General features: G+C 74.9%; 16 protein-coding genes and 1 tRNA gene. 7 read left to right on the top strand and 10 right to left on the bottom strand.

From position 1 onward, the window contains the following. Positions 1–112 precede the first annotated feature (112 nt). From R3E88_09590 to R3E88_09565, 6 genes are all read right to left on the bottom strand, one after another. Positions 113–1,513 (bottom strand): undecaprenyl-phosphate glucose phosphotransferase, encoded by a 1,401-nt coding sequence (locus tag R3E88_09590; protein ID MEZ4216715.1) that lies wholly within the window; start codon positions 1,511–1,513, stop codon positions 113–115. Then, a complete protein-coding gene (locus R3E88_09585; protein MEZ4216714.1) occupies positions 1,494–3,248 on the bottom strand; it encodes a glycosyltransferase family 39 protein in 1,755 nt (584 codons plus the stop codon). The genes R3E88_09590 and R3E88_09585 overlap by 20 nt, the downstream gene beginning before the upstream one ends. Beyond that, entirely contained in the window at positions 3,242–4,474 is a 1,233-nt protein-coding gene (locus R3E88_09580; protein ID MEZ4216713.1) for a glycosyl transferase, read from the bottom strand. Before R3E88_09580 ends, R3E88_09585 begins: the two co-directional genes overlap by 7 nt. Before the next feature lie 30 nt (positions 4,475–4,504). Continuing rightward, positions 4,505–4,867, bottom strand: coding sequence for a PilZ domain-containing protein (locus tag R3E88_09575; GenBank protein MEZ4216712.1), 363 nt, complete (start codon positions 4,865–4,867; stop codon positions 4,505–4,507). Positions 4,868–4,954: 87 nt separating this feature from the next. Then, positions 4,955–6,070, bottom strand: a complete 1,116-nt coding sequence (locus R3E88_09570) for a DNA polymerase IV (GenBank protein MEZ4216711.1) — start codon at positions 6,068–6,070, stop codon at positions 4,955–4,957. Continuing rightward, entirely contained in the window at positions 6,067–8,562 is a 2,496-nt protein-coding gene (locus tag R3E88_09565) for a penicillin acylase family protein (GenBank protein MEZ4216710.1), read from the bottom strand. The genes R3E88_09570 and R3E88_09565 overlap by 4 nt, the downstream gene beginning before the upstream one ends. 302 nt (positions 8,563–8,864) lie before the next feature. Between R3E88_09565 and gap the strand changes: the two genes are divergently transcribed. The 6 genes from gap (at position 8,865) to R3E88_09535 (ending at position 13,523) form a co-directional block, all read left to right on the top strand. Next, complete coding sequence (gap, locus tag R3E88_09560) at positions 8,865–9,863, top strand: type I glyceraldehyde-3-phosphate dehydrogenase (GenBank protein MEZ4216709.1); 999 nt, start codon at positions 8,865–8,867, stop codon at positions 9,861–9,863. 7 nt (positions 9,864–9,870) lie between these two features. Further along, positions 9,871–11,055 carry a phosphoglycerate kinase gene (locus R3E88_09555; protein ID MEZ4216708.1) on the top strand — a complete coding sequence of 395 codons (1,185 nt, stop codon included), beginning with the start codon at positions 9,871–9,873 and terminating at the stop codon, positions 11,053–11,055. Positions 11,056–11,059: 4 nt separating this feature from the next. Beyond that, entirely contained in the window at positions 11,060–11,836 is a 777-nt protein-coding gene (gene tpiA, locus R3E88_09550) for a triose-phosphate isomerase (GenBank protein MEZ4216707.1), read from the top strand. A 62-nt stretch (positions 11,837–11,898) separates the two neighbouring features. Then, complete coding sequence (gene secG / locus R3E88_09545) at positions 11,899–12,291, top strand: preprotein translocase subunit SecG (GenBank protein MEZ4216706.1); 393 nt, start codon at positions 11,899–11,901, stop codon at positions 12,289–12,291. An 82-nt stretch (positions 12,292–12,373) separates the two neighbouring features. Continuing rightward, a tRNA-Leu gene (locus R3E88_09540) sits at positions 12,374–12,460 on the top strand. A 409-nt stretch (positions 12,461–12,869) separates the two neighbouring features. Further along, entirely contained in the window at positions 12,870–13,523 is a 654-nt protein-coding gene (locus tag R3E88_09535; protein ID MEZ4216705.1) for a PEP-CTERM sorting domain-containing protein, read from the top strand. Between the two features lie 171 nt (positions 13,524–13,694). Here R3E88_09535 and R3E88_09530 read toward each other — a convergent pair whose 3' ends face one another. Together R3E88_09530 and R3E88_09525 are read right to left on the bottom strand one after the other, a co-directional pair. Next, positions 13,695–14,387 carry a DsbA family protein gene (locus tag R3E88_09530; protein ID MEZ4216704.1) on the bottom strand — a complete coding sequence of 231 codons (693 nt, stop codon included), beginning with the start codon at positions 14,385–14,387 and terminating at the stop codon, positions 13,695–13,697. Beyond that, positions 14,384–14,899, bottom strand: coding sequence for a flavin reductase family protein (locus R3E88_09525; protein MEZ4216703.1), 516 nt, complete (start codon positions 14,897–14,899; stop codon positions 14,384–14,386). The genes R3E88_09530 and R3E88_09525 overlap by 4 nt, the downstream gene beginning before the upstream one ends. Before the next feature lie 356 nt (positions 14,900–15,255). Here R3E88_09525 and R3E88_09520 point away from each other — a divergent pair, with 356 nt between their 5' ends. Further along, on the top strand, positions 15,256–16,284 hold the full coding sequence (locus tag R3E88_09520; GenBank protein ID MEZ4216702.1) for a class I fructose-bisphosphate aldolase: 1,029 nt from the start codon (positions 15,256–15,258) through the stop codon (positions 16,282–16,284). An 86-nt stretch (positions 16,285–16,370) separates the two neighbouring features. Here R3E88_09520 and R3E88_09515 read toward each other — a convergent pair whose 3' ends face one another. Further along, positions 16,371–17,672, bottom strand: a complete 1,302-nt coding sequence (locus tag R3E88_09515; GenBank protein MEZ4216701.1) for a DUF4147 domain-containing protein — start codon at positions 17,670–17,672, stop codon at positions 16,371–16,373. Further along, complete coding sequence (locus tag R3E88_09510) at positions 17,669–18,430, bottom strand: OmpA family protein (protein MEZ4216700.1); 762 nt, start codon at positions 18,428–18,430, stop codon at positions 17,669–17,671. Before R3E88_09510 ends, R3E88_09515 begins: the two co-directional genes overlap by 4 nt. Positions 18,431–18,451: the final 21 nt, after the last annotated feature.

Genomic DNA, 18,451 nt, shown 5'->3' with positions numbered 1-18,451 from the left:
CTCTGCGGAGGAAGTGCCGCGCGCACGGGCGAGGTAACGGGAATCTTCACGATTTCGAAAGACGGCCGAGGCGCCGCACGCCGCGTGCGCGGCCGCTGCGCGCGACCTGCGCTCAGTAGGCGTTGCGCTGCGACGACGCGCGCACGAGCGTGAGCAGCAGGATGCGCACGTCGAGCTCGAGCGACCAGTTCTGGATGTAGTAGAGGTCGTGCTCGATGCGCTCGTGGAGCGACGTGTTGCCGCGCCACCCGTGCACCTGCGCCCAGCCCGTGAGCCCGGCCTTCACCTTGTGGCGGAGCATGTAGCCCGGCACCTCGCGGCGGAACTCCTCGATGAACGCGAGCCGCTCGGGCCGCGGGCCGACCAGGCTCATGTCGCCGCGCACGACGTTCCACAGCTGCGGGAGCTCGTCGAGGCTCGTGCGCCGCAGCCAGCTCCCGAGCGCAGTGCGACGCGCGTCGTCCTCGGTCGCCCACACGGGCCCGGTCTCGCGCTCGGCGTCGCGCACCATCGTGCGCAGCTTCCACATGCGGAAGACGCGCCCGTCGAGGCCCATGCGGAGCTGCGAGTAGAAGACGGGCCGGCCGCTCGTCGCCCACACCGCGAGCGAGATCGCGGCGATCGCGGGCGCGGCGATGGCGAGCGCCGCGCCGCCCAGGACGAGGTCGAACGCCCGTTTGCGCACGGCCGCCCAGCCGACGAGCGGCGTGTCGCGCAGGTGGATGATCGGAATGCCGCCGAGGTCCTCGACGGAGCTGCGCACCGACATCACGTGGAGCAGGTCGGGCACGATCTTCACGCTCGCGATCTCGTCGTCGAGGTCGCCGATGACCTTGTCGAGCGCGCCGACCTCGGAGCGCGGAATGGCGACCCAGACCTGATCGATGCGCTCGCTGCGCAGCAGCGGCTTGAGCGCGGCATAGCCTCCGACGACGGGCACGCCCGCGAGGTCGGCGCGCCGTCCGGCCGCCTCGTTCGACAGCACGCCCACGACGCGCAGGCCCGCCTCCGGGTGCGAGTGGATGCGCTCGATCACCTCGCGCGCGAGGTCGACGCCGCCGACGACGACCGCGAACCGCAGGTTGTAGCCGCGGCGGCGCGCCGCGCGCAGCGCGACGCGCAGCGCGGTGCGCAGCGCGATCACGCCCGCCGGTGCGAGCAGCGCGAAGCCGACGACGACGCCGCGCGAGTAGGAGTGTGACCGCACGAAGAACGACAGCGCCAGCAGCGCGACGAGGCCCGTCGCGGTGGCGCGCACGATGGCCGCGGCCTCGCTCCACATCGAGCTCGTGCGGTGCGGCTCGTAGAGCCCGCGCGCGCGGAACAGCACCCCCCACAGCGGCAGGATCACGGCGAGCGGACGCACGTACAGCATCGGGTCGGGAACGCCGAGCGGCGCATCGATGGGGCCGTGGAAGCGCAGCGCGTAGGCGCCGAGCCAGGCGGCCGCGACGAGCGCGAGGTCGGCCGCGACGAGCAGCGACCGGAAGATCTCACTGTGCCGATAGAGCACTCGGCCGCCCCTCTTCCGCGCCCGCTCCGTCCACTCCGTCCAATCCGTCCAATCCGTCCGCGCCGACCGCGACGGCGCGCGGTGGCTCGGCGATCGCCAGGACCCAGGCCTCGCGCCCGTGCGCGCGGGCGACGTGGAGCCGTTGCATGCCGAGCGCGATCGCCTCGCGCAGCCCCGCGTGGTCGTCGACGCGCGCGGCATCGATGACCGCGTAGCGCGCCCCGCTGCGCCGGAGGTGCTCGAGCAGCGACGCGCCAGCATAGCCCTCGACCGGAATCGGAACGAAGCGGGCGCGCGCGTACCACGCGTCGCGAAGGCGGCGCGACGCGACCGGCGGGACCGGGCTGCCGACGGTCTCGGCGAGCCACTCCGCGGCCTCGCGCTCCGCGACGCGATCGGTGCGGCGCGGGCCGAGGTCGCGCGGAACGAAGAACGCCGCCGCCACCGCGACGGCCGCGAGCGCGCCCGCCGCGCGGGCGCGTCCGGGCGCGACCGGCCCGCGGCCCGCGGCCCGCGCGAGCCCGAACAGGGTCGCCGCGCCGAGCGCGCGGCCGCCGACGGCGAGGTAGCCGAAGGCGAGAAGCAGCGGCGGCAGCGCGTGGCGACTGCTCACGTAGCCGGCGCTCGCGCCGAGCCCGAACAGCACGACCGTGTAGAGCGCGACCGCCGCGCCGACGAACAGCGCGCGCCGCCCCGGGCGCCCCCGCGCGACGAGCAGCCCGACGAGCAGGAAGCTCGCGATCTCGACGCGCAGGGCCGAGAGCGCGGCCGTCCCGAGCTCGTAGAGGCCCTCGCCGATGCGCGACGCGGGCGGCGCGGGCTCGGCCGCGAGGGCGGCGAGCTCGGAGCCCGGCAGCGGACCGTTGCTCGGAATCGCGCGCGCCGCGACCGCGCCGGCGGGCGCCGGCGGCGCCGGCGGCGCCGACGGCGACGCGACCGGCTCCGCGGAGCCTCCGGCAGCCGCGTCGAACGCCGGAATGTCGATCCCGACGAGCGCGGTCAGCGACTTCTTCTGGGTGAGCGCGAGCCCGCCGCCCTGCGCCCGGAGCGCGGCGGCGTAGGGCCCGGCGACCGCCGCCGCCGCGACCGCGAACGCCGCGCACCACGCGAGCGCGCCGCGCCGCCCCCAGCTCCCGACGAGCCCGAGCCACGCGCCCCCCGCGATGCCGGCGAGCGCGATCCCGAGCCCCTCCGGCCGCACGAGGTACGCGCCGCCCGCCAGCGCGCCCGCCGCCGCCGCCCAGCCGATGCGCGCGTCGCGCAGCCCGCGCCACGCGGCGACGGCGCTCGCGAGGAAGAGCGCCGCGTAGAGGGCGTCGCTCTGCACGTCGCTCGAGAACTCGACGCTCGGCGGGTGGAGGGCGAGGAGCGCGGCCGCGATCCACGCCGCCCCCTCGTCGAACGTGTCGCGCACGAACACGAAGAGCAGCGCGACCGCCAGCGCGCCCGCGGCGATCGACACGGCGACGCCGGCCACCTCGAGCGACGGCGCGACGCCGCTCGCGTACACCGCCGCGACCGCGGCCGGATAGCCAGGGTGATAGGGGTGTCGCAGCACGGCGCCGACATCGCCGTCGAGGAGGGCCTGCGCGAGGTAGAGGAAGACCGGGCCGTCGTCGAAGATCGCGCCGCTGCGCGCCCACGCGACGATGCGCACGACGGCCGCGAGCGCGACGAGCGCCGCGAGCCCGAGCGCGCCGCGCCGCGCGGACGCGTCGCGCGCCGCGCCTAGCAAGCGTCGCGCGCGTCGAGGTCGACCGCGCAGCGCAGCTCGTCGAGGAAGCCCGGCAGCGCGGCCACGACCCGGCTCCAGTTCGGGATCTGCGGCCCGCCCATCGGATCGCGCACGAAGTCGAGGCCGGCCGCGCGCAGCGCGCGCGAGAACGTCTCGACCGCGACCTCCTCCGCGTGGCGGTCGAAGCGGAGGCCGTTGAGCGCCGCGTCGTCGCTGTAGCGCGCGATCGCGTCCTGCGCGGTGCGCACGTAGGCCGCGATCGTGGTGTTGAGGAAGCCCGCGTCGAACTCGATGCCGTAGCTCGCGAGGTTGCGGATCAGCGACGCGGCGATGTCGCGCACCATGCGGTGCAGGCCGCGCGTCGCGTCGTCCTCCGAGAGGTCCTGGTGCTTGTGGTCGTAGTTGTCGACGATGTCGACCTGGCAGACGCGCTTGACCGAGCAGTTGCGGTAGACCTCGGCCAGCACACCCACCTCGAGCCCCCAGTCGGCCGGGATGCGGTTCACGCGCGCGAGGTCGGTGGTCATCGCGCACTCGCCGGCGAGCGGGTAGCGGAACGAGTCGAGGTACTCGAGCAGCGGCTGCGCGCCGAGCACGCTCTTCAGCGCGCGCAGGAGCGGCGTCATGAACAGGCGCGTCACGCGCCCGTGGAGCTGGTCGGTGACGCGGCCGTAGTAGCCCTTCGCGAACTCGTAGCTGAGGTTCGGATTCGCGGTCGGGTAGACGAGGCGCGCGAGCATCTCGGCGCGGTAGTCGAGGATGTCGCAGTCGTGGACGGCGACGACGCGCGCGGCGTGCGTCGCGAGCACGTAGCCGTAGGCGAGCCAGGTCGCCCTCCCCTTGCCGTCGTCGCCGGGCTCGAGGCCCTCCTCTCGAAGGCGCGCGAGCAGCGCGGCGACGCGCGGGCCCTGGTTCCACACGATGGTCGGGGGCGTGCCGGCGAGCGTCGGCACGCGCGCGAACAGCCGCCGCATCTCCGCGTACTGCTCGGCCGAGGCCGCACCCGAGAGGCTCACCACCACCTGCCGCAGGTAGGGAACGCCTTCGAGCGTCTCGACGATGCCCTTCAGCGCGGGGCCGTGCAGCTCGGTGTAGAGGCAGGGGAGCACGAGCGCGATCGGACGCTCGTCGCTGTAGGCGAGCAGCTCGCGCTCGAGGCGCCGCAGGTTCGGAGGCCCGAGGCGGTGGAGGGTGGAGATGACGCCGGTCTGGTGGAAGTCGGCCACCGCCGGACGGTCGCACTCGGGCCTCGGGTGTCAAGCGGACGGAAACGGCGTTTGGCCCGAGCCCTCGACCTCGTCGTGCGCCTCGATCGCGGCCTGGAGCAGCTCGAGGCCTCGCGGATGGATGTCGATGAACTCGAGCCCGATGTCGGTCGTGATGGCGTCGACGTCGGTCGCCCAGACGACGCGCCCGACCGCGACCACGGTCTCGTCGTCGACGTTGAACGTGACGCGCAGCGTCTCGCCGACCTCGAGCTCGCACCCGACGGTCTCGAAGCGGATACCGCCCGTGGAGAGGTCGCGCCCGACGGCGAGGCGATCCCGGTCGTCGAGCATCGCGAACGAGATCACCTGGTCGGTGGCGATGCGCGGGTACTTGCGGCGATCCGACGACAACGAGCGGCACCTCGAGGAGACAACGCCCGCGTGCCATCGGTGAGCGGGCGCGGTCGCTTGAGGTGCCGATCTGCGCGCGAACGGGCGTCACGCCCCGTCCGCACGGCCTCCGTCGCGCGGGTCCGGGCCGCCCTGCGCCTCGAACAGGTCGAGCTGCCCGTCGTCGCGCCGGCCGCCGACGAGTGCGCCGAGGTGGAGCCCGACCGTGCGCACGGGCCGCGCGCCGGCGTGCGTGCGCGCGAGCAGCGAGCGCGCCGCGCCCGCGAGCTCCGCGGCGGAGGCGATCGGCGGGTCGACGGTGCGGGAGCGCGTCGCCGTCTCGTGATCGGCGAAGCGCAGCTTCACGGCGACGCGGCGCGCGCGCAGCCCCTGCCGCGCGAGCGCCGCCGCGAGGCCCGTCGCGAGCCGCGCCGCGCGATCCTCGATCGTCGCGAGGTCTTCCTGCGGCTCCTCGAACGTCGACTCCTGGCTGAGCGTGCTCGGCGCGCGCGCGGCGCGCAGCGGCTGCCCATCGTCGCCGCGCGCGAGCTCGAGGATGCGCAGGCCGTGGTTGCCGAGCGCGGTCTCGAGCGCGGCGCGATCGACGCGCGACAGGTCGCCGACGCACTTCACGCCGAGGTCGCGCAGCGCGGCGACCGTGCGCGGACCGACGCCCGGGAGCGCGGCGACGGGCAACGGGGCGAGGAAGCGTTCCTCCTCGCCGGCCGCGACCTCGACGACCTCGCCGTCGCCCGCGCGCTCCGCCGCGACGCGGGCGAGGAACTTGACCGGCGCGACGCCCGCGCGCGCGACGAGGCCGAGCTCGTCGCGGACGCGCGCGCACAGTGCGAGGGCGAGCGCGCGCGGCGAGCGCCCGATGCGGCCGACGTCCGCGAAGGCGCCCTCGAGACCGACGGGCTCGAGCTCGCCGAGCTCGTCGCGCAGCAGCGCGCGCACGCGGCCCGCCACCTCGCGGTAGTGCTTCATGTCCGTGCGCAGCGCGCGCGCGCGCGGGCAGCGCTCGAGCGCCTCGAGCATGGGCATGCCGATCGCGACGCCCGCGGCGAGCGCGTCCGCGCTCGCCGACTGCACCTGGCCGCGCTTGCGCGGGTCGCCGCCGACGACGAGCGGGCGCGCGGCGAGATCGGGATGACGGAGCCGCTCGACCTGCGCGTAGAAGCGCGGCACCTCGACGTACGCGAGCGCCCGCACGCCCGCGTTCACCGGGGCGCGGGCTCCAGCACGAGCACGCGGTCCTCGGCCGCGTCCTCGAGCCCGGGCGCCGTGCGCAACACCGAGGCGCGACCGGCGATCCACGCCTCGATCGCGGCGGCCTGCCCGCGGTCGGGCGCGTTCGCCTCGATCTGGCCCGGCACGAGCGACGACAGCATCTCGTCGTCGATCGCGAGATCGACCGCCATCCGATAGGTCGAGCCGCGCTCGACGCGGAAGCGCGCGTCGTGCACGGCGCCGACGAGCGCACCCTCACCTCCGCCGAGCGGGCGCGGGACGTCGAAGCCACCCGCCCCCTCGCCGCCGAGCGCGCCCGCGCCGAACGGCGCGAAGCGCGCCTGCTGGAGGCGTCCCCACACCCAGCGGTCCCGGCTCGGGCCGAGCTGCCAGGCGAGCCGCGCCCACGTCCGCCGCAGCGCCCTCCGCGCGAGCGGCCGCACGCGCTCGGGCTCCGACCAGCCGGCGGCCCGCGGCTCGCCCTCCGCGCGCGCGCCCGCGCTCCCGTCGCGCGCCGCCGCGGCGACGATCCCGCGCATGACGCCGCGGATCCGGCCGTTCGGCAGCGCGGAGTAGCGGGCGAAGAGGCTCGGCGTCATCGCGTCGGCGAAGAGCGCCGACGTCATCTCCTCGACGAAGACGGCGTAGACGGCGGCGCCGCGGCTCGTCGGCGCGAGGTCGCCGTCCCAGGCCCGCAGCACGCCCAGCATCTCGTCCTCCTCGGGCGCGAGCACCGCGCCGCGCAGGAGGTCGTCGAGCGAGCGGATCAGCGCGGGCCCGCTCGCCGAGACCGTGTCGACCTGGATCTTCGCGAGGTCGCGCAGGTCGACGCGGCCGCGCGCGACGAAGCGCCCGAGCAGGCGGTCGAGCCGCGCGGCGCGCGCGCCCGTGCGCCACAGCCACTCGGCGTCCGCGGCGCCGCCGTCCGAGGCGACGAGGCTCGCATCGGCGACCGCGATCCAGCCGCGGCTCGATCCGGCGAGCGCGCGCGCGGGCAGCTCGTCGAACGGGATGCGCACGCTCCAGTCGTACGTGCGCAGGCGCGCGGGAACGGGCTGCATCGAGGTCGGGAGCACGCGGCGCGGCAGCCAGCCCGCGACCTGGAAGCCCCCGCCCCCGCTCGCATCCGCGAACGCCACGCTGACGACCGGCTCGTGATGCGTGCGAAGCGCTTCGCGCAGCGCGGCGGCATCGCCGGCGCGCGCGAGCGCGAGCAGCGACGTGAGGCCGTCGCCCTCGACCGCGCCCGTCCAGGCGAGCGACAGCGGCGCGTGCTCGCCGGAGAAGAGCTCGTGGACGAGCGGGCCGTGTCGCGTCGTCCGGACGCGGAGCTCCTGCTCGCGAAACGCGCCGCCGCGCTCGCGGACGCGCAGCACCTCGACGCGTTCCGCCGCGGGCCGCCAGGCGTAGCCATCGTGATAGAGCGTGCCTGCGCTCCGCTCGCGCAGCGTCTCCTCGAAGAAGCCCGTCGTCACCGCGCGCGCCGGGAGCACGGCCCACGCGAGGGCCTCGCTCCGCCCGAGCCAGACGACCGGCACGCCGGGCACGAGCGCTCCCGCGATGCGCATGCCCGGCGCCTCGAGGTGCGCCTGGTGCAGGAGCGCGGGCGCCGTGAGCGCGACCTGCCAGTCGGCGGCGAGGAGCGGCTTGCCGCTCGCCGTGTGCGCGCCCGATACGACCCAGGCCGTGCCGTCGAGGAGCCGCGGAACGAAGGCGTCGGCCGCCGGCGCGGGCGGCGCCGACTCGTCGCCGGGCACGATCCCCGTGGTCGAGGGGACGGCGGCGGGCGGCGTGAAAGGCACGGTGACGGCCGGAAGCGACTCGTCCTGCGGCTCGAACGGACGGGCACCCACGCCGCCGAGCCGCTGCGTCAGGCCGTCGAGCACCGCGGGCGCCTCGATCGACGGCCCGGCGCCCCAGCAGAGGAGCTTGAAGACGGCGACGCTGTCGGCCGCCGTCCAGTCTTCGAGTGCCGCGCGCGCGACGCCGAGCGCGTCGAGCGACGCGGGCAGGCCGGCGTCGCCCGCGCGCACGCGCGCGATGCCCGCCGTCGCGCCCTCCGCGTACGCGTCGAGCACGTCGCGCGTCGCCTTCGGGAGCGCCGCCGTCGCCTCCGCCGCGAGGGACGCGAAGCCCACCGTGCGCGCGAAGCGATCGCTCGGGAGGCCGTCCTCGCCGATCCACTCTGCCGTGCGACCGAGCGCCACGGCGCGCAGCCACAGCATCTGGCCGAGGCGGTCCTGGGCGTGGACGAAGCCGAGCGCGCGCCACGCGTCGCGGCGCGAACGCGCGAGGACGTGCGCGACGCCGCCGGCGTCGCGCTGCACCTCGACGGGCTCGTCGAGCCCGTCGATCGCGATCGCGCCCGTGACCTGCGGCAGGCGCTCGCGCGCGCGCCCGCGCTCGCGCGCGACGAGCACCGCCGCCGCGAGCACGACCGCGCAGGCGCCGATCGCGATCGCGAGCGCCGGCGCCGGTCGCCACACACGCGCCCACGCCGAACGATCCGTCGCTGCGCTCACCCTGCCCCCCGGCTGCCGCCCGCGGCGCCGCGCGCCCGTGGCGCGCCTCTTCGGTCGTTGTCCCGTCCGCGTCGACTGCTACGCTGCGCGCCGCTCCAAGGCCCCGCCCGTCCGGACGGGATTCGCGAGCGAAACAGTAACGAAGTCGGGCGCTTGGATGCGCCCCATCGCAACCCATCCAGTGCGCTGCGAACGCGCGCCCGCCGACCCGCTCGTCCGACCGAGCGCCCGCCGGCCGCGCGGTCCGGGCGGAGGTTCACACGAGAATGGCGGTTCCGATCGGGATCAACGGGTTCGGGCGCATCGGGCGCATCGTCTTCCGCGCGACGCTCGGCAAGGGCGTCGACGTCGTCGGCATCAACGACCTGACCGATGCGAAGACGCTCGCGCACCTGCTCAAGTACGACTCCGTGCACGGCCATTTCCCGGGGACCGTCGAGGCGGAGAAGGACGCGCTCATCGTGAACGGCAAGCGCATCCCGGTGCTGTCGGAGCGCGACCCGGCCGCGCTTCCGTGGGGCAAGCTCGGTGCGAAGATCGTCGTCGAGTCGACCGGCATCTTCACGGCGCGCGACAAGGCGGCCAAGCACCTCGAGGGCGGCGCCGAGCGCGTGATCATCTCCGCGCCCGCGACGGAGCCCGACGCGACGTTCGTGATGGGCGTGAACAGCGACCAGTACGACCCGACGAAGCACTTCGTCGTCAGCAACGCCTCGTGCACGACCAACTGCCTCGCGCCGATCGCCAAGGTGCTGAACGACTCGTTCGGCCTCGAGTCCGGCTGGATGACGACGATCCACGCCTACACGAGCGACCAGCTGATCCAGGACGGCCCGCACAAGGACCTCCGCCGCGCGCGCGCGGCCGCCGCGTCGATGATCCCGACGAGCACCGGCGCCGCGAAGGCGATCGGCCTCGTGCTGCCCGCGCTCAAGGGCAAGCTCGACGGCTACGCGATGCGGGTGCCGACGACGGACGTCTCGATCGTCGACCTCTCGGCGAAGCTGAAGAAGAAGACCAGCGCCGAGGAGATCAACGCCGCAATGAAGGCGGCCGCGAACGGGCCGCTGAAGGGCATCCTGCAGTACTGCGAGGAGGAGCTCGTCTCGATCGACTTCGTCGGCAACGCGCACTCGTCGATCCTCGACGCGCCGAGCACGAAGGTCATGGACGGCGACTTCGCGAAGGTGCTGTCGTGGTACGACAACGAGGCGGGCTACTCGAACCGCGTCGTCGACCTCGCGCTGCACATGGGCAACGCCTAGCCGCGCGATGGCCATCGCCTCCCTCGACGACCTGCTCGCGAACGACGGCGTTCGGGGTCGGCGCGTGTTCCTGCGCGCCGACCTGAACGTCCCCCTCGACGGCGAGCGCGTCACGGACGACACGCGCATCCGCGCGTCGCTGCCCACGCTGCGGCGGCTGCTCGCGGGGGGCGCGCGCGTCGTGCTCGCGTCGCACCTCGGGCGGCCGAAGGGCGAACGCAAGCCCGCCCTGTCGCTCGCTCCGGTCGCGCGACGGCTCGGCGAGCTGCTCGGGCGCCCCGTCGCGTTCGCGGACGACTGCGTCGGCGCGAGCGCGCGCGACACCGCGACGGCGCTGCGCGACGGCGAGGTCGTGCTGCTCGAGAACCTGCGCTTCCACGCGGCCGAGACGAAGGGCGACGAGGCCTTCGCCCGCGAGCTCGCGAGCCTCGCGCAGGACTACGTGAACGACGCGTTCGGCGCGGCACACCGCGCGCACGCGTCCACCGCGACCATCGCGCGCTTCGCCGAGCGCGCGGCGGCCGGCGACCTGCTGAAGAGCGAGCTCGACCACCTGCGCGTGGTGCGCGAGCCGAAGCGGCCGCTGCTCTGCCTGCTCGGCGGCGCCAAGGTGTCCGACAAGCTCGCCGTGCTCGAGGCGCTCGCGCCCCACGCCGACGCACTCGCGATCGGTGGCGCCATGGCGTACACGTTCCTCGCCGCGCGCGGCGAGCCCGTCGGTCGCTCGCTCGTCGAGCACGACCGCCTCGACGACGCGCGCGGCGTCGAGCGCGCGGCCGCGGCGGCCGGCTGCGATCTCCTCCTCCCCTCCGACCACGTCGTCGTCGAGGCGCTCGCGCCGGACGCGCCGTCGCAGGTGGTCGCGCGGATCCCGGACGGCTGGATGGGCGTCGACATCGGCCCCGCGACGGCCGAACGCTATGCGGCCGCCGCGCGCTCGGCCGCGACCATCTTCTGGAACGGGCCGATGGGCGTCTTCGAGATGGACGCCTTCGCCAAGGGCACCGAGGCCGTGGCCGAGGCCGTGGCGTCGTCGAGCGCGGTCTCCGTCGTCGGCGGCGGCGACTCGCTCGCCGCCGTCAACAAGCTCGGCGTCGGGAGCCGCATCACCCACCTCTCAACCGGCGGCGGCGCCGCGCTCGAGTACGTGCAAGGGCTCGAGCTTCCCGGCGTCGCGGCCCTGGACCGCTGACACGATGAGCGAACGCACTCCGACCCCGGCCGCGCGGCGGCCGATCCTCGCCGCCAACTGGAAGATGCACAAGACGACGGGCGAGGCGCTCGCGTTCGTGGACGCCTTCCTGCCGCTCGTCGCGGGCGCCGACGTCGACGTCGTGCTCGCACCGACGTTCACGGCGCTGCACGCGGTGGGCAAGGCGATCGCGGGAAGCCGCGTCGCGCTCGCCGCGCAGAACGTGAGCGCCGAGCCGAAGGGCGCGTTCACCGGCGAGATCAGCACGGAGATGCTGCGCGACGTCGGCTGCGCGTACGCGATCGTCGGCCACAGCGAACGGCGCGCCCTCTACGGCGAGACGAGCGAGCTCGTGGCGCGCAAGGCGCAGGCCCTGCTCGCCGCGGGCATGCGCCCGATCGTGTGCGTCGGCGAGACGCTCGAGGAGCGCGAGGCCGGCCGCGTCGAGGCCGTCGTCGGCGAGCAGCTCGCGGGCAGTCTGGCCGGGATCGCGGACGACCGGGCCGCCGAGGTGGTCGTCGCCTACGAGCCGGTCTGGGCGATCGGCACCGGCCGGACGGCGACGCCCGAGATCGCGCAGGAGGTCCACGCGTTCGTCCGCACCCGGCTGCGCGAGCGGTTCGGCGCGGGCGGAGACGCGATCCGCATCCAGTACGGCGGCTCGGTCAAGCCGGACAACGTCGCGGAGCTGATGGCGCAGCCCGACATCGACGGCGGCCTCGTCGGCGGTGCGAGCCTCGAGCCCGAGAGCTTCGCTAGCATCGTGAACTTCCGACGCTAGGCGACCCGTCCTTCCGCTTCGCGCACACGGCGCGCGGCCCGGCGACGGCAGGAGTCGAACCGATGCGAACGTTCCTCTACACGCTCCACATCCTCACGTGCCTGTCGCTGATCGTGGTCGTGCTCATCCAGCGCGGCAAGGGCGCGGACATGGGCGCGATGCTCGGAGGCGGCGGGAGCCAGACGGTGTTCGGGCCGCGCGGCGCGGGCAACTTCCTCACGAAGCTCACGACCGGCGCGGCGATCGTGTTCATGGTCACGAGCCTGAGCCTGTCGTACCTCGCCGCACAGGATTCGAAGTCGACCATCTTCGACGACGACGCGAGCGACGCGGCGGTGGTCGCGCCCGCGGAGGAGGCGCAGCCGGCCGTCGACCCCTCGCTCCTCGAGGAGATCGAGACGCCGGCGGCGACGGGCGGCGACGCGGGTGCCGAGCCCGCGCCGGCGACGCCCTGACGGCGGAATCCGTCTGGCAGCGAGAAGGCGCTTCGGTATCGTTCGGCGCCCTCGAAGCCGCTCGCAGCGCGAGCGGCCCCACGCGGCGGTGGTGGAATTGGTAGACACGCCAGCTTGAGGGGCTGGTGGGGGCAACCCCGTGGAGGTTCGAATCCTCTCCGCCGCACCACCCGGTGCACCGCGGCGCCGCGCACCGGCGGCGCCGTCGCGATGACGCCTCGACGATGGCGAGCCACTCCGGCTCGCCATTCTTTTTTTGCGCCATCCGCCTGCCCGCTCGCGGCGCGCGCCGCGCGCGCGACCTCTCCTCCCACCGGCACGAGTCGCTTCCGCGGAAACGATTCTCTCTCCTTGGGGAATCTCGTTCCGTCGCAGGGCGGTCGCGCTCCCATCAGAACGCCGTGTGATTTCTCCAACGTGACGAGATCAAAGACGAATCCCGAATGGGGCCGCCGCCCTCCGACATTGGCGTAGGTCTTGCACCTCTGTGCGATGCCCTGCTGCTAATTCCTGGGAAGGAGGTACGACGGGTGAGGGCTACAGCTGTCTCTAGAACTCTACTTGCACTCGGAACCGGGTTGCTGCTGGCGTCGCCGGCGGCGGCCATCACCTCGCTGAGCCTGATCTGGGACTCGACGGGCACGAGCACCATCACGGTGACCGGCGCGTCGACCACCACGATCACGGCGAAGCTGCTGGTGACGCTCGAGGCGGGCGACACGCTCGGCGGCCTCGGCGTCAGCTTCGTGTTCGATCAGGACAACCAGAACGAGCTCGACTTCGTCAGCATGGTCGAGCACGTGTTCGTGCCGGCCGGCGGCGGGACGCAGTTCAGCCCGCTGGCGCCGGGTCCGAACGGCTCGCTCGTGCCGGGCGGCGTGCTCGACAGCTCGCCGTTCAACGCCGGCCTGGTCGAGGGCTTCGACTCGTTCGCAAGCCCGCTCGGCCAGTTCGCGTCGGGCCCGATCACGCTGACGCTCGGCTCGGTGACGTTCCAGACGAGCGGACTGCGCGCGCAGACGGACGGCATCGACGTCCAGATCGCCGTGCTGCTCAACGGCCTCGACGCCGTGATCGACGGCGCGGGCACGGCGAACTGCATCGGTCAGATGACGCGCAACGACTGCCCGGTCACGTTCGGCGGCGCCACCGTCAACGCGCCCGAGCCGACCACGGGCCTGCTCCTCGCCTTCGGGCTGGGGCTCGGCCTGTACTACCAGCGCCGCCGCTAGTCGCGGCAGCGCCGGAAGCTCCGCGCGAAGCGCCGCCGGCGCGGAGCGCGGACAGGTCCAACGAGGCGGGGAAGAGGCGAAGCCTCTTCCCCGCTTTCGCTTGCTGGGCCACGCCCGCGCCGCGGTCTCCGATCGACGAGATCGCGTTCGTGCTGCGGCCGGCGGCGGGAGTCAGCCCGAGGCCGGCCGCGCGCCGGCCGCGCCCGCTCCGCGCCGCGCGAGCGCGCGCTCGATCCACCGCCGATAGACCGCGAGGGGCTGCGCTCCGACGACTGCCACGTCGTCGTCGCCGAGCGCGACCGCGGGCACTGCCGTCGCTCCGATCTCGAGCGCGGCTCGATGGTCGGCGACCACCTCGGCGCGCAGCCCAGGACGGAGCGACTCCTCGAAGCGCGTCGCCGGGAGCCCGGCGCGCACCCACAGATCGCGCAGCGTCGCCGCGTCGGTCGTGTCGCGGTGCTCCGCGAAGTAGGCGCGGAAGAGCGCCTCGTGGAGGCGCGCGAAGCCCGCGCGGTCGATCCGGCGCGCCGCTCTGGCCACGAGGTGGGGCGGCATGCTGTGCGAGGGCGGCTCGCCGTCCTCCTCGTCGCTCCAGGGCCGCAGCTCCGCCGCGTCGGGCTCGGCGGCCGCGCGCGCCCACCCCTGCGTGTAGCGCCGGAAGCGCGCGCGCCGCTCCGCGGCCTCGAGCGGCGTGCGCACCGGAGGCCGCGGGTGCGGGCGCAGCAGGAAGCTCCGCCACTCGATCTCGATCGCGCCCGCGAGGTCGCGCTCGAGCGACGCCAGCCGGACGCTCGCGTTGGCGCACCACGGGCACAGGTAGTCCGACCAGGCGACGACCCGCAGCGGGGCGCCGCCGTCGCTCACGCGCCGCCGTCGAGCGGTGTCGCCCCGCAGTACCTGCCGCCGAGGTACACGAGAGGCGCGCGCTCCGAGATCGAGAGCGCCTCGACGCGCCCGACGAGCAGGACGTGGTCTCCCGCGTCGTGCTCGGCGGCGAGTGCGCAGTCGAACGTCGCCACGCAGCCGGCGAGCAGCGGCGCGCCCGTGACGGCGGTCTCGCAGTCGATTCCGTCGAAGCGCTGCCACTCGAGCTTCTTCGAGGCGAAGCGGTTCGACAGGTCCGCCTGGTCGCTCGCGAGCACGTTGAGCGCGAAGCAGCCGCCCTCGCGGACGACGCCGAGGGTGTTGCTCGCCTTGTCCGCGCACACGAGCACGAGCGGCGGCGAGAGCGAGACGCCCGTCCAGTCCGTGACGGTCATGCCGTGGCGCGTCTCGCCGCTGCGCGCGGTGACGATCGCGACGGCGCCCGCGCGCCGCGACATCCCCGCCTTGAAATCGTCCGCGCCGATCGACACGAAGCCCTCCCCGCGCGGCACCCACTGTCCGCGATGGCCGCTCCCGCTCGCGCGGGCGGCGAGTCTATCGCAGCGCGCCGGGGCGGACGGCCACGGCGCGTCGACCGGATCGGATCGAAGGTGCGCGCACGGGTTCGCGCCGGCGGGTGCTCGGCACTAGACTCGCGCGCCCCGACGGCGGGCCGCGTCGCACGAAGGCGTGCGGGCGACGCCGCGGGAGCGGTTCTCGACGGCAGGCCGCGCGGGCGACGCCGCCCCGCACTGCCGGCGGGCCCACACCCAACCGGCAGCGCGACGGCAGCGCGACGGGAAGGCGCCGTTCGCACCGGATCGAACTCCGCGAGCGCGGGCTACGCGGACACCCAAGGAGACGGAGCATGAGCAAGGCCGCCCAGCTGGAAGCGGTCGCGCGGGCCATGGTGGCGCCCGGCAAGGGCATCCTCGCCGCCGACGAGAGCTCGCCGACGATCAAGAAGCGGTTCGACGGCATCGGCGTCGAGTCGACCGAGGACAACCGCCGCGCCTATCGCGAGATGCTGTTCACGACGAAGGGCGCCGAGGAGTTCATCAGCGGCGTGATCCTGTTCGACGAGACGCTCCGCCAGAGCGCGTCGGACGGCACGCCGTTCGCGAAGCTCCTCGAGTCGAAGGGCATCCTTCCCGGCATCAAGGTCGACGCGGGCGCCAAGGATCTCGCGGGCGCGCCCGGCGAGAAGGTGACCGAGGGCCTCGACGGGCTGCGCGGCCGCGTGGCCGAGTACGTCGGGCTCGGCGCGAAGTTCGCGAAGTGGCGCGCCGTGATCGACATCGACGTCGAGCGCGACCTCCCGAGCGAGTACTGCCTCGACGTGAACGCGCACGCGCTCGCGCGCTATGCGGCGATCTGCGTCGAGGGCGGCCTCGTCCCGATCGTCGAGCCCGAGGTGCTGATGGACGGCGCGCACTCGATCGAGGTCTGCCGCGACGTCACCGAGCGCGCGCTCGCGAAGGTGTTCTACGAGCTCCACCGCCAGCGCGTCCCGCTCGAGCAGATCATCCTGAAGCCGAACATGGTGCTCGCCGGCAAGAAGTGCCCGACGCAGGCCAGCGTCGAGCAGGTGGCCGAGCAGACGGTCGCGTGCTTCCGCCGCGTCGTGCCGTCCGCGGTGGCGGGCTGCGTGTTCCTCTCCGGCGGCCAGAGCGACGAGCTCGCGAGCGCGCACCTGTCGGCGATGAACCGCCTCGGGCCGCACGCGTGGGAGCTCTCGTTCTCGTACGGGCGCGCGCTGCAGGCGCCGGCGCTCAAGGCGTGGGGCGGCAAGCAGGAGAACGTCGCGGCCGGCCAGCGCGCCTACTACCACCGCGCGAAGTGCAACAGCGCGGCGCGCACGGGCGCGTACACCGACGCGATGGAGAAGGCCGCCTAGCGAGGCCCGCGCTCCGGGTCGCGCATCGGATCGGACGAGCGGGGATGGCCGGACGGCCATCCCCGCTCCTTCGTCGGGCGCACGCCTCACTCCTCGAACGCGACGATCGCGAGATCCATCACGTTCGTGCCCGTCGGGCCGGTGCGCAGCGCCCCGCCCTCGCGCGCGAAGAACCGGTGCGCGTCGTTGCGCGCGAGCGACGCCTCGGCATCGACGCCGGCGCGCGCGCCGCGCGCGAGCGTCTCCCCGTCGGCGAACGCACCCGCGGCGTCGCTCGTCCCGTCGCCGCCGTCCGTGCCCGCCGCGAGGAGCACCCAGCCCGCGCGTCCCGCGCCCGCGAGCGCGGCCGCGAGCGCGAGCTCCTGATTGCGGCCGCCGCGGCCGTCGCCGCGCACGGTGACGGTCGTCTCGCCGCCGAACACCGCGACGCCCGCGCGCCCACCGAGCGCCTCGCGCGCCCGTTCGACGATGCCCGCGCCGGCCTCGCGCGCCTCGCCCGCGAGCGTCTCCCCCGCGTCGACGGCCGGGAGACCCGCGCGCGCCGCGGCCGCGACCACGGCCGCCCGCGCGTCCGCGTTGCGCGCGGTGATGCGCGCGCGCACGCGCGCGAGCGCGGCGTCGGTCGCGTCGAGGGTCTCGTCGCGCTCGCCCCGCGCGCCGGCCTCGAGCGCGCGCACGACCTCGGACGGCACGCGCTCGCGCAGTCCGCGCCGCGCGAGCACGGCGAGCGCATCGGCGAACGTGGACGGGTCCGCGGTGCACGGGCCCGACCCGATCACGTCGAGGCGGTCGCCCGGGACGTCGGAGATCGCGACGAGGGCCAGCCGGTGCGCGGCCGACGCGGCGGCGAGGCGCCCGCCGCCGATGCGCCCGAGGTGCTTGCGCACGCAGTTCGTCTCGTCGATCGCGGCGCCGCTCGCGAGCAGGGCCGCGTTCGTCGCGGCCAGCGCGTCGAGGCCGACGCCCTCGCACGGCGCGCCGACGAGCGCGCTCGCGCCCCCCGAGAGCAGCACGACGAGCGTGTCCCGCGGCGGGACGCCGGCCGCGAACCCGAGCGCGGCGTCCGCCGCGCTCACCGAGCGCGCGTCGGGGACGGGATGGGCCGCGAGCAGGACGCGGAAGTGCGCGAGCGCGCGCGCGTGGCCGTCCTTCGTGATGGCGAGGCCGCGCGCGATGCGGGCGCCGGCGCGGGTCTCGAAGCGGTGCGCCATCGCGCACGCCGCCTTGCCGATCGCGAGCACGTGCAGCGAGCGCCCGGGCGCGACGCGCTCGCCGAGGAGCGCGAGATCGCCTTCGCCTCCCTCGAGTGCGCGATCGACGGCCGCGTCCGCGCTCGCGGCCGCGAGGGCGCACGCGAACAGCTCGCGCAGCCGCGCGCGCGCCGTCACTCCGCGGCGGTCGGTTCCGCGGAGCCCTGCGCCCGCCCCTGCGGACGGAGGCGGATCTCGATGCGCCGGTTGAGCGCGCGGTTGGCGGGGGAGTCGTTCGGCGCGACGGGCTTGAACTCCGCATGCGAGACCGCGATCAGCCGCGTGCCCGCGATGCCCGCCTCCTGGAAGAGGCGCACGACGCTCGACGCGCGCGCACTCGCGAGCTCCCAGTTCGACGGGTAGCGCGCCGCGAGCGTGCCGCGGATCGGCACGTCGTCGGTGTGCCCGTCGACCTCGATCTCGTGCGGCAGCTTCGCGAGCTCGGTGGCCACCTTCCGCAGGACGGTGCGCCCGCCCGTCGAGAGCGCGGCCGAGCCCGACGGGAAGAGGATGTCCTCGGCGACGTTCACCTCGAGGCCCTCGGCGAGCTGGCGGATCTGGATCTGGCCGGCCGCGAGCTCCTTCTCGAGGTCGCTCACGAGCGCCTCGTAGGTGCCGCGCAGGCGCTCCACCTCCTGGTTCTGCTTCGCCAGCTCCGCCTCGCGCGCGGAGAGGTTCGTCGACAGGCTCTCCCTCTGCTGGCGCAGGTCGGCGACGTCGACCTCGAGCTGCTCGCGCTCGATGCGCAGGTCCTCGAGCTGGTCGGCCAGCGCGACGCGCTCGGCGGAGAGGGCGTCGTTCGACGCCTCGAGCAGCCGCACGCGCTCGGCGAGCCGGTCGCGCTCCGTGACCACTTCGTTGTGCGTGCCGAGGCCGACGCAGCCGAACGACGCCATCAGCACGAGCGACGCGCCGAG

It is taken from the genome of Myxococcota bacterium, from assembly GCA_041389495.1.
In the GTDB taxonomy this organism is placed as follows: domain Bacteria; phylum Myxococcota_A; class UBA9160; order UBA9160; family UBA4427; genus JAWKRT01.
Note: the sequence above shows the minus strand (reverse complement) of the source record. Positions and strands in the feature narration are given on the sequence as shown.

Coding starts and splice junctions, on each gene's coding strand:
- secG (MEZ4216706.1), top strand. CDS start 11,899: ATGCGAACGTTCCTCTACACGCTCCACATCCTCACGTGCCTGTCGCTG.
- R3E88_09555 (MEZ4216708.1), top strand. CDS start 9,871: ATGGCCATCGCCTCCCTCGACGACCTGCTCGCGAACGACGGCGTTCGG.
- R3E88_09510 (MEZ4216700.1), bottom strand. CDS start 18,430: ATGGCGTCGTTCGGCTGCGTCGGCCTCGGCACGCACAACGAAGTGGTC.
- tpiA (MEZ4216707.1), top strand. CDS start 11,060: ATGAGCGAACGCACTCCGACCCCGGCCGCGCGGCGGCCGATCCTCGCC.
- gap (MEZ4216709.1), top strand. CDS start 8,865: ATGGCGGTTCCGATCGGGATCAACGGGTTCGGGCGCATCGGGCGCATC.
- R3E88_09520 (MEZ4216702.1), top strand. CDS start 15,256: ATGAGCAAGGCCGCCCAGCTGGAAGCGGTCGCGCGGGCCATGGTGGCG.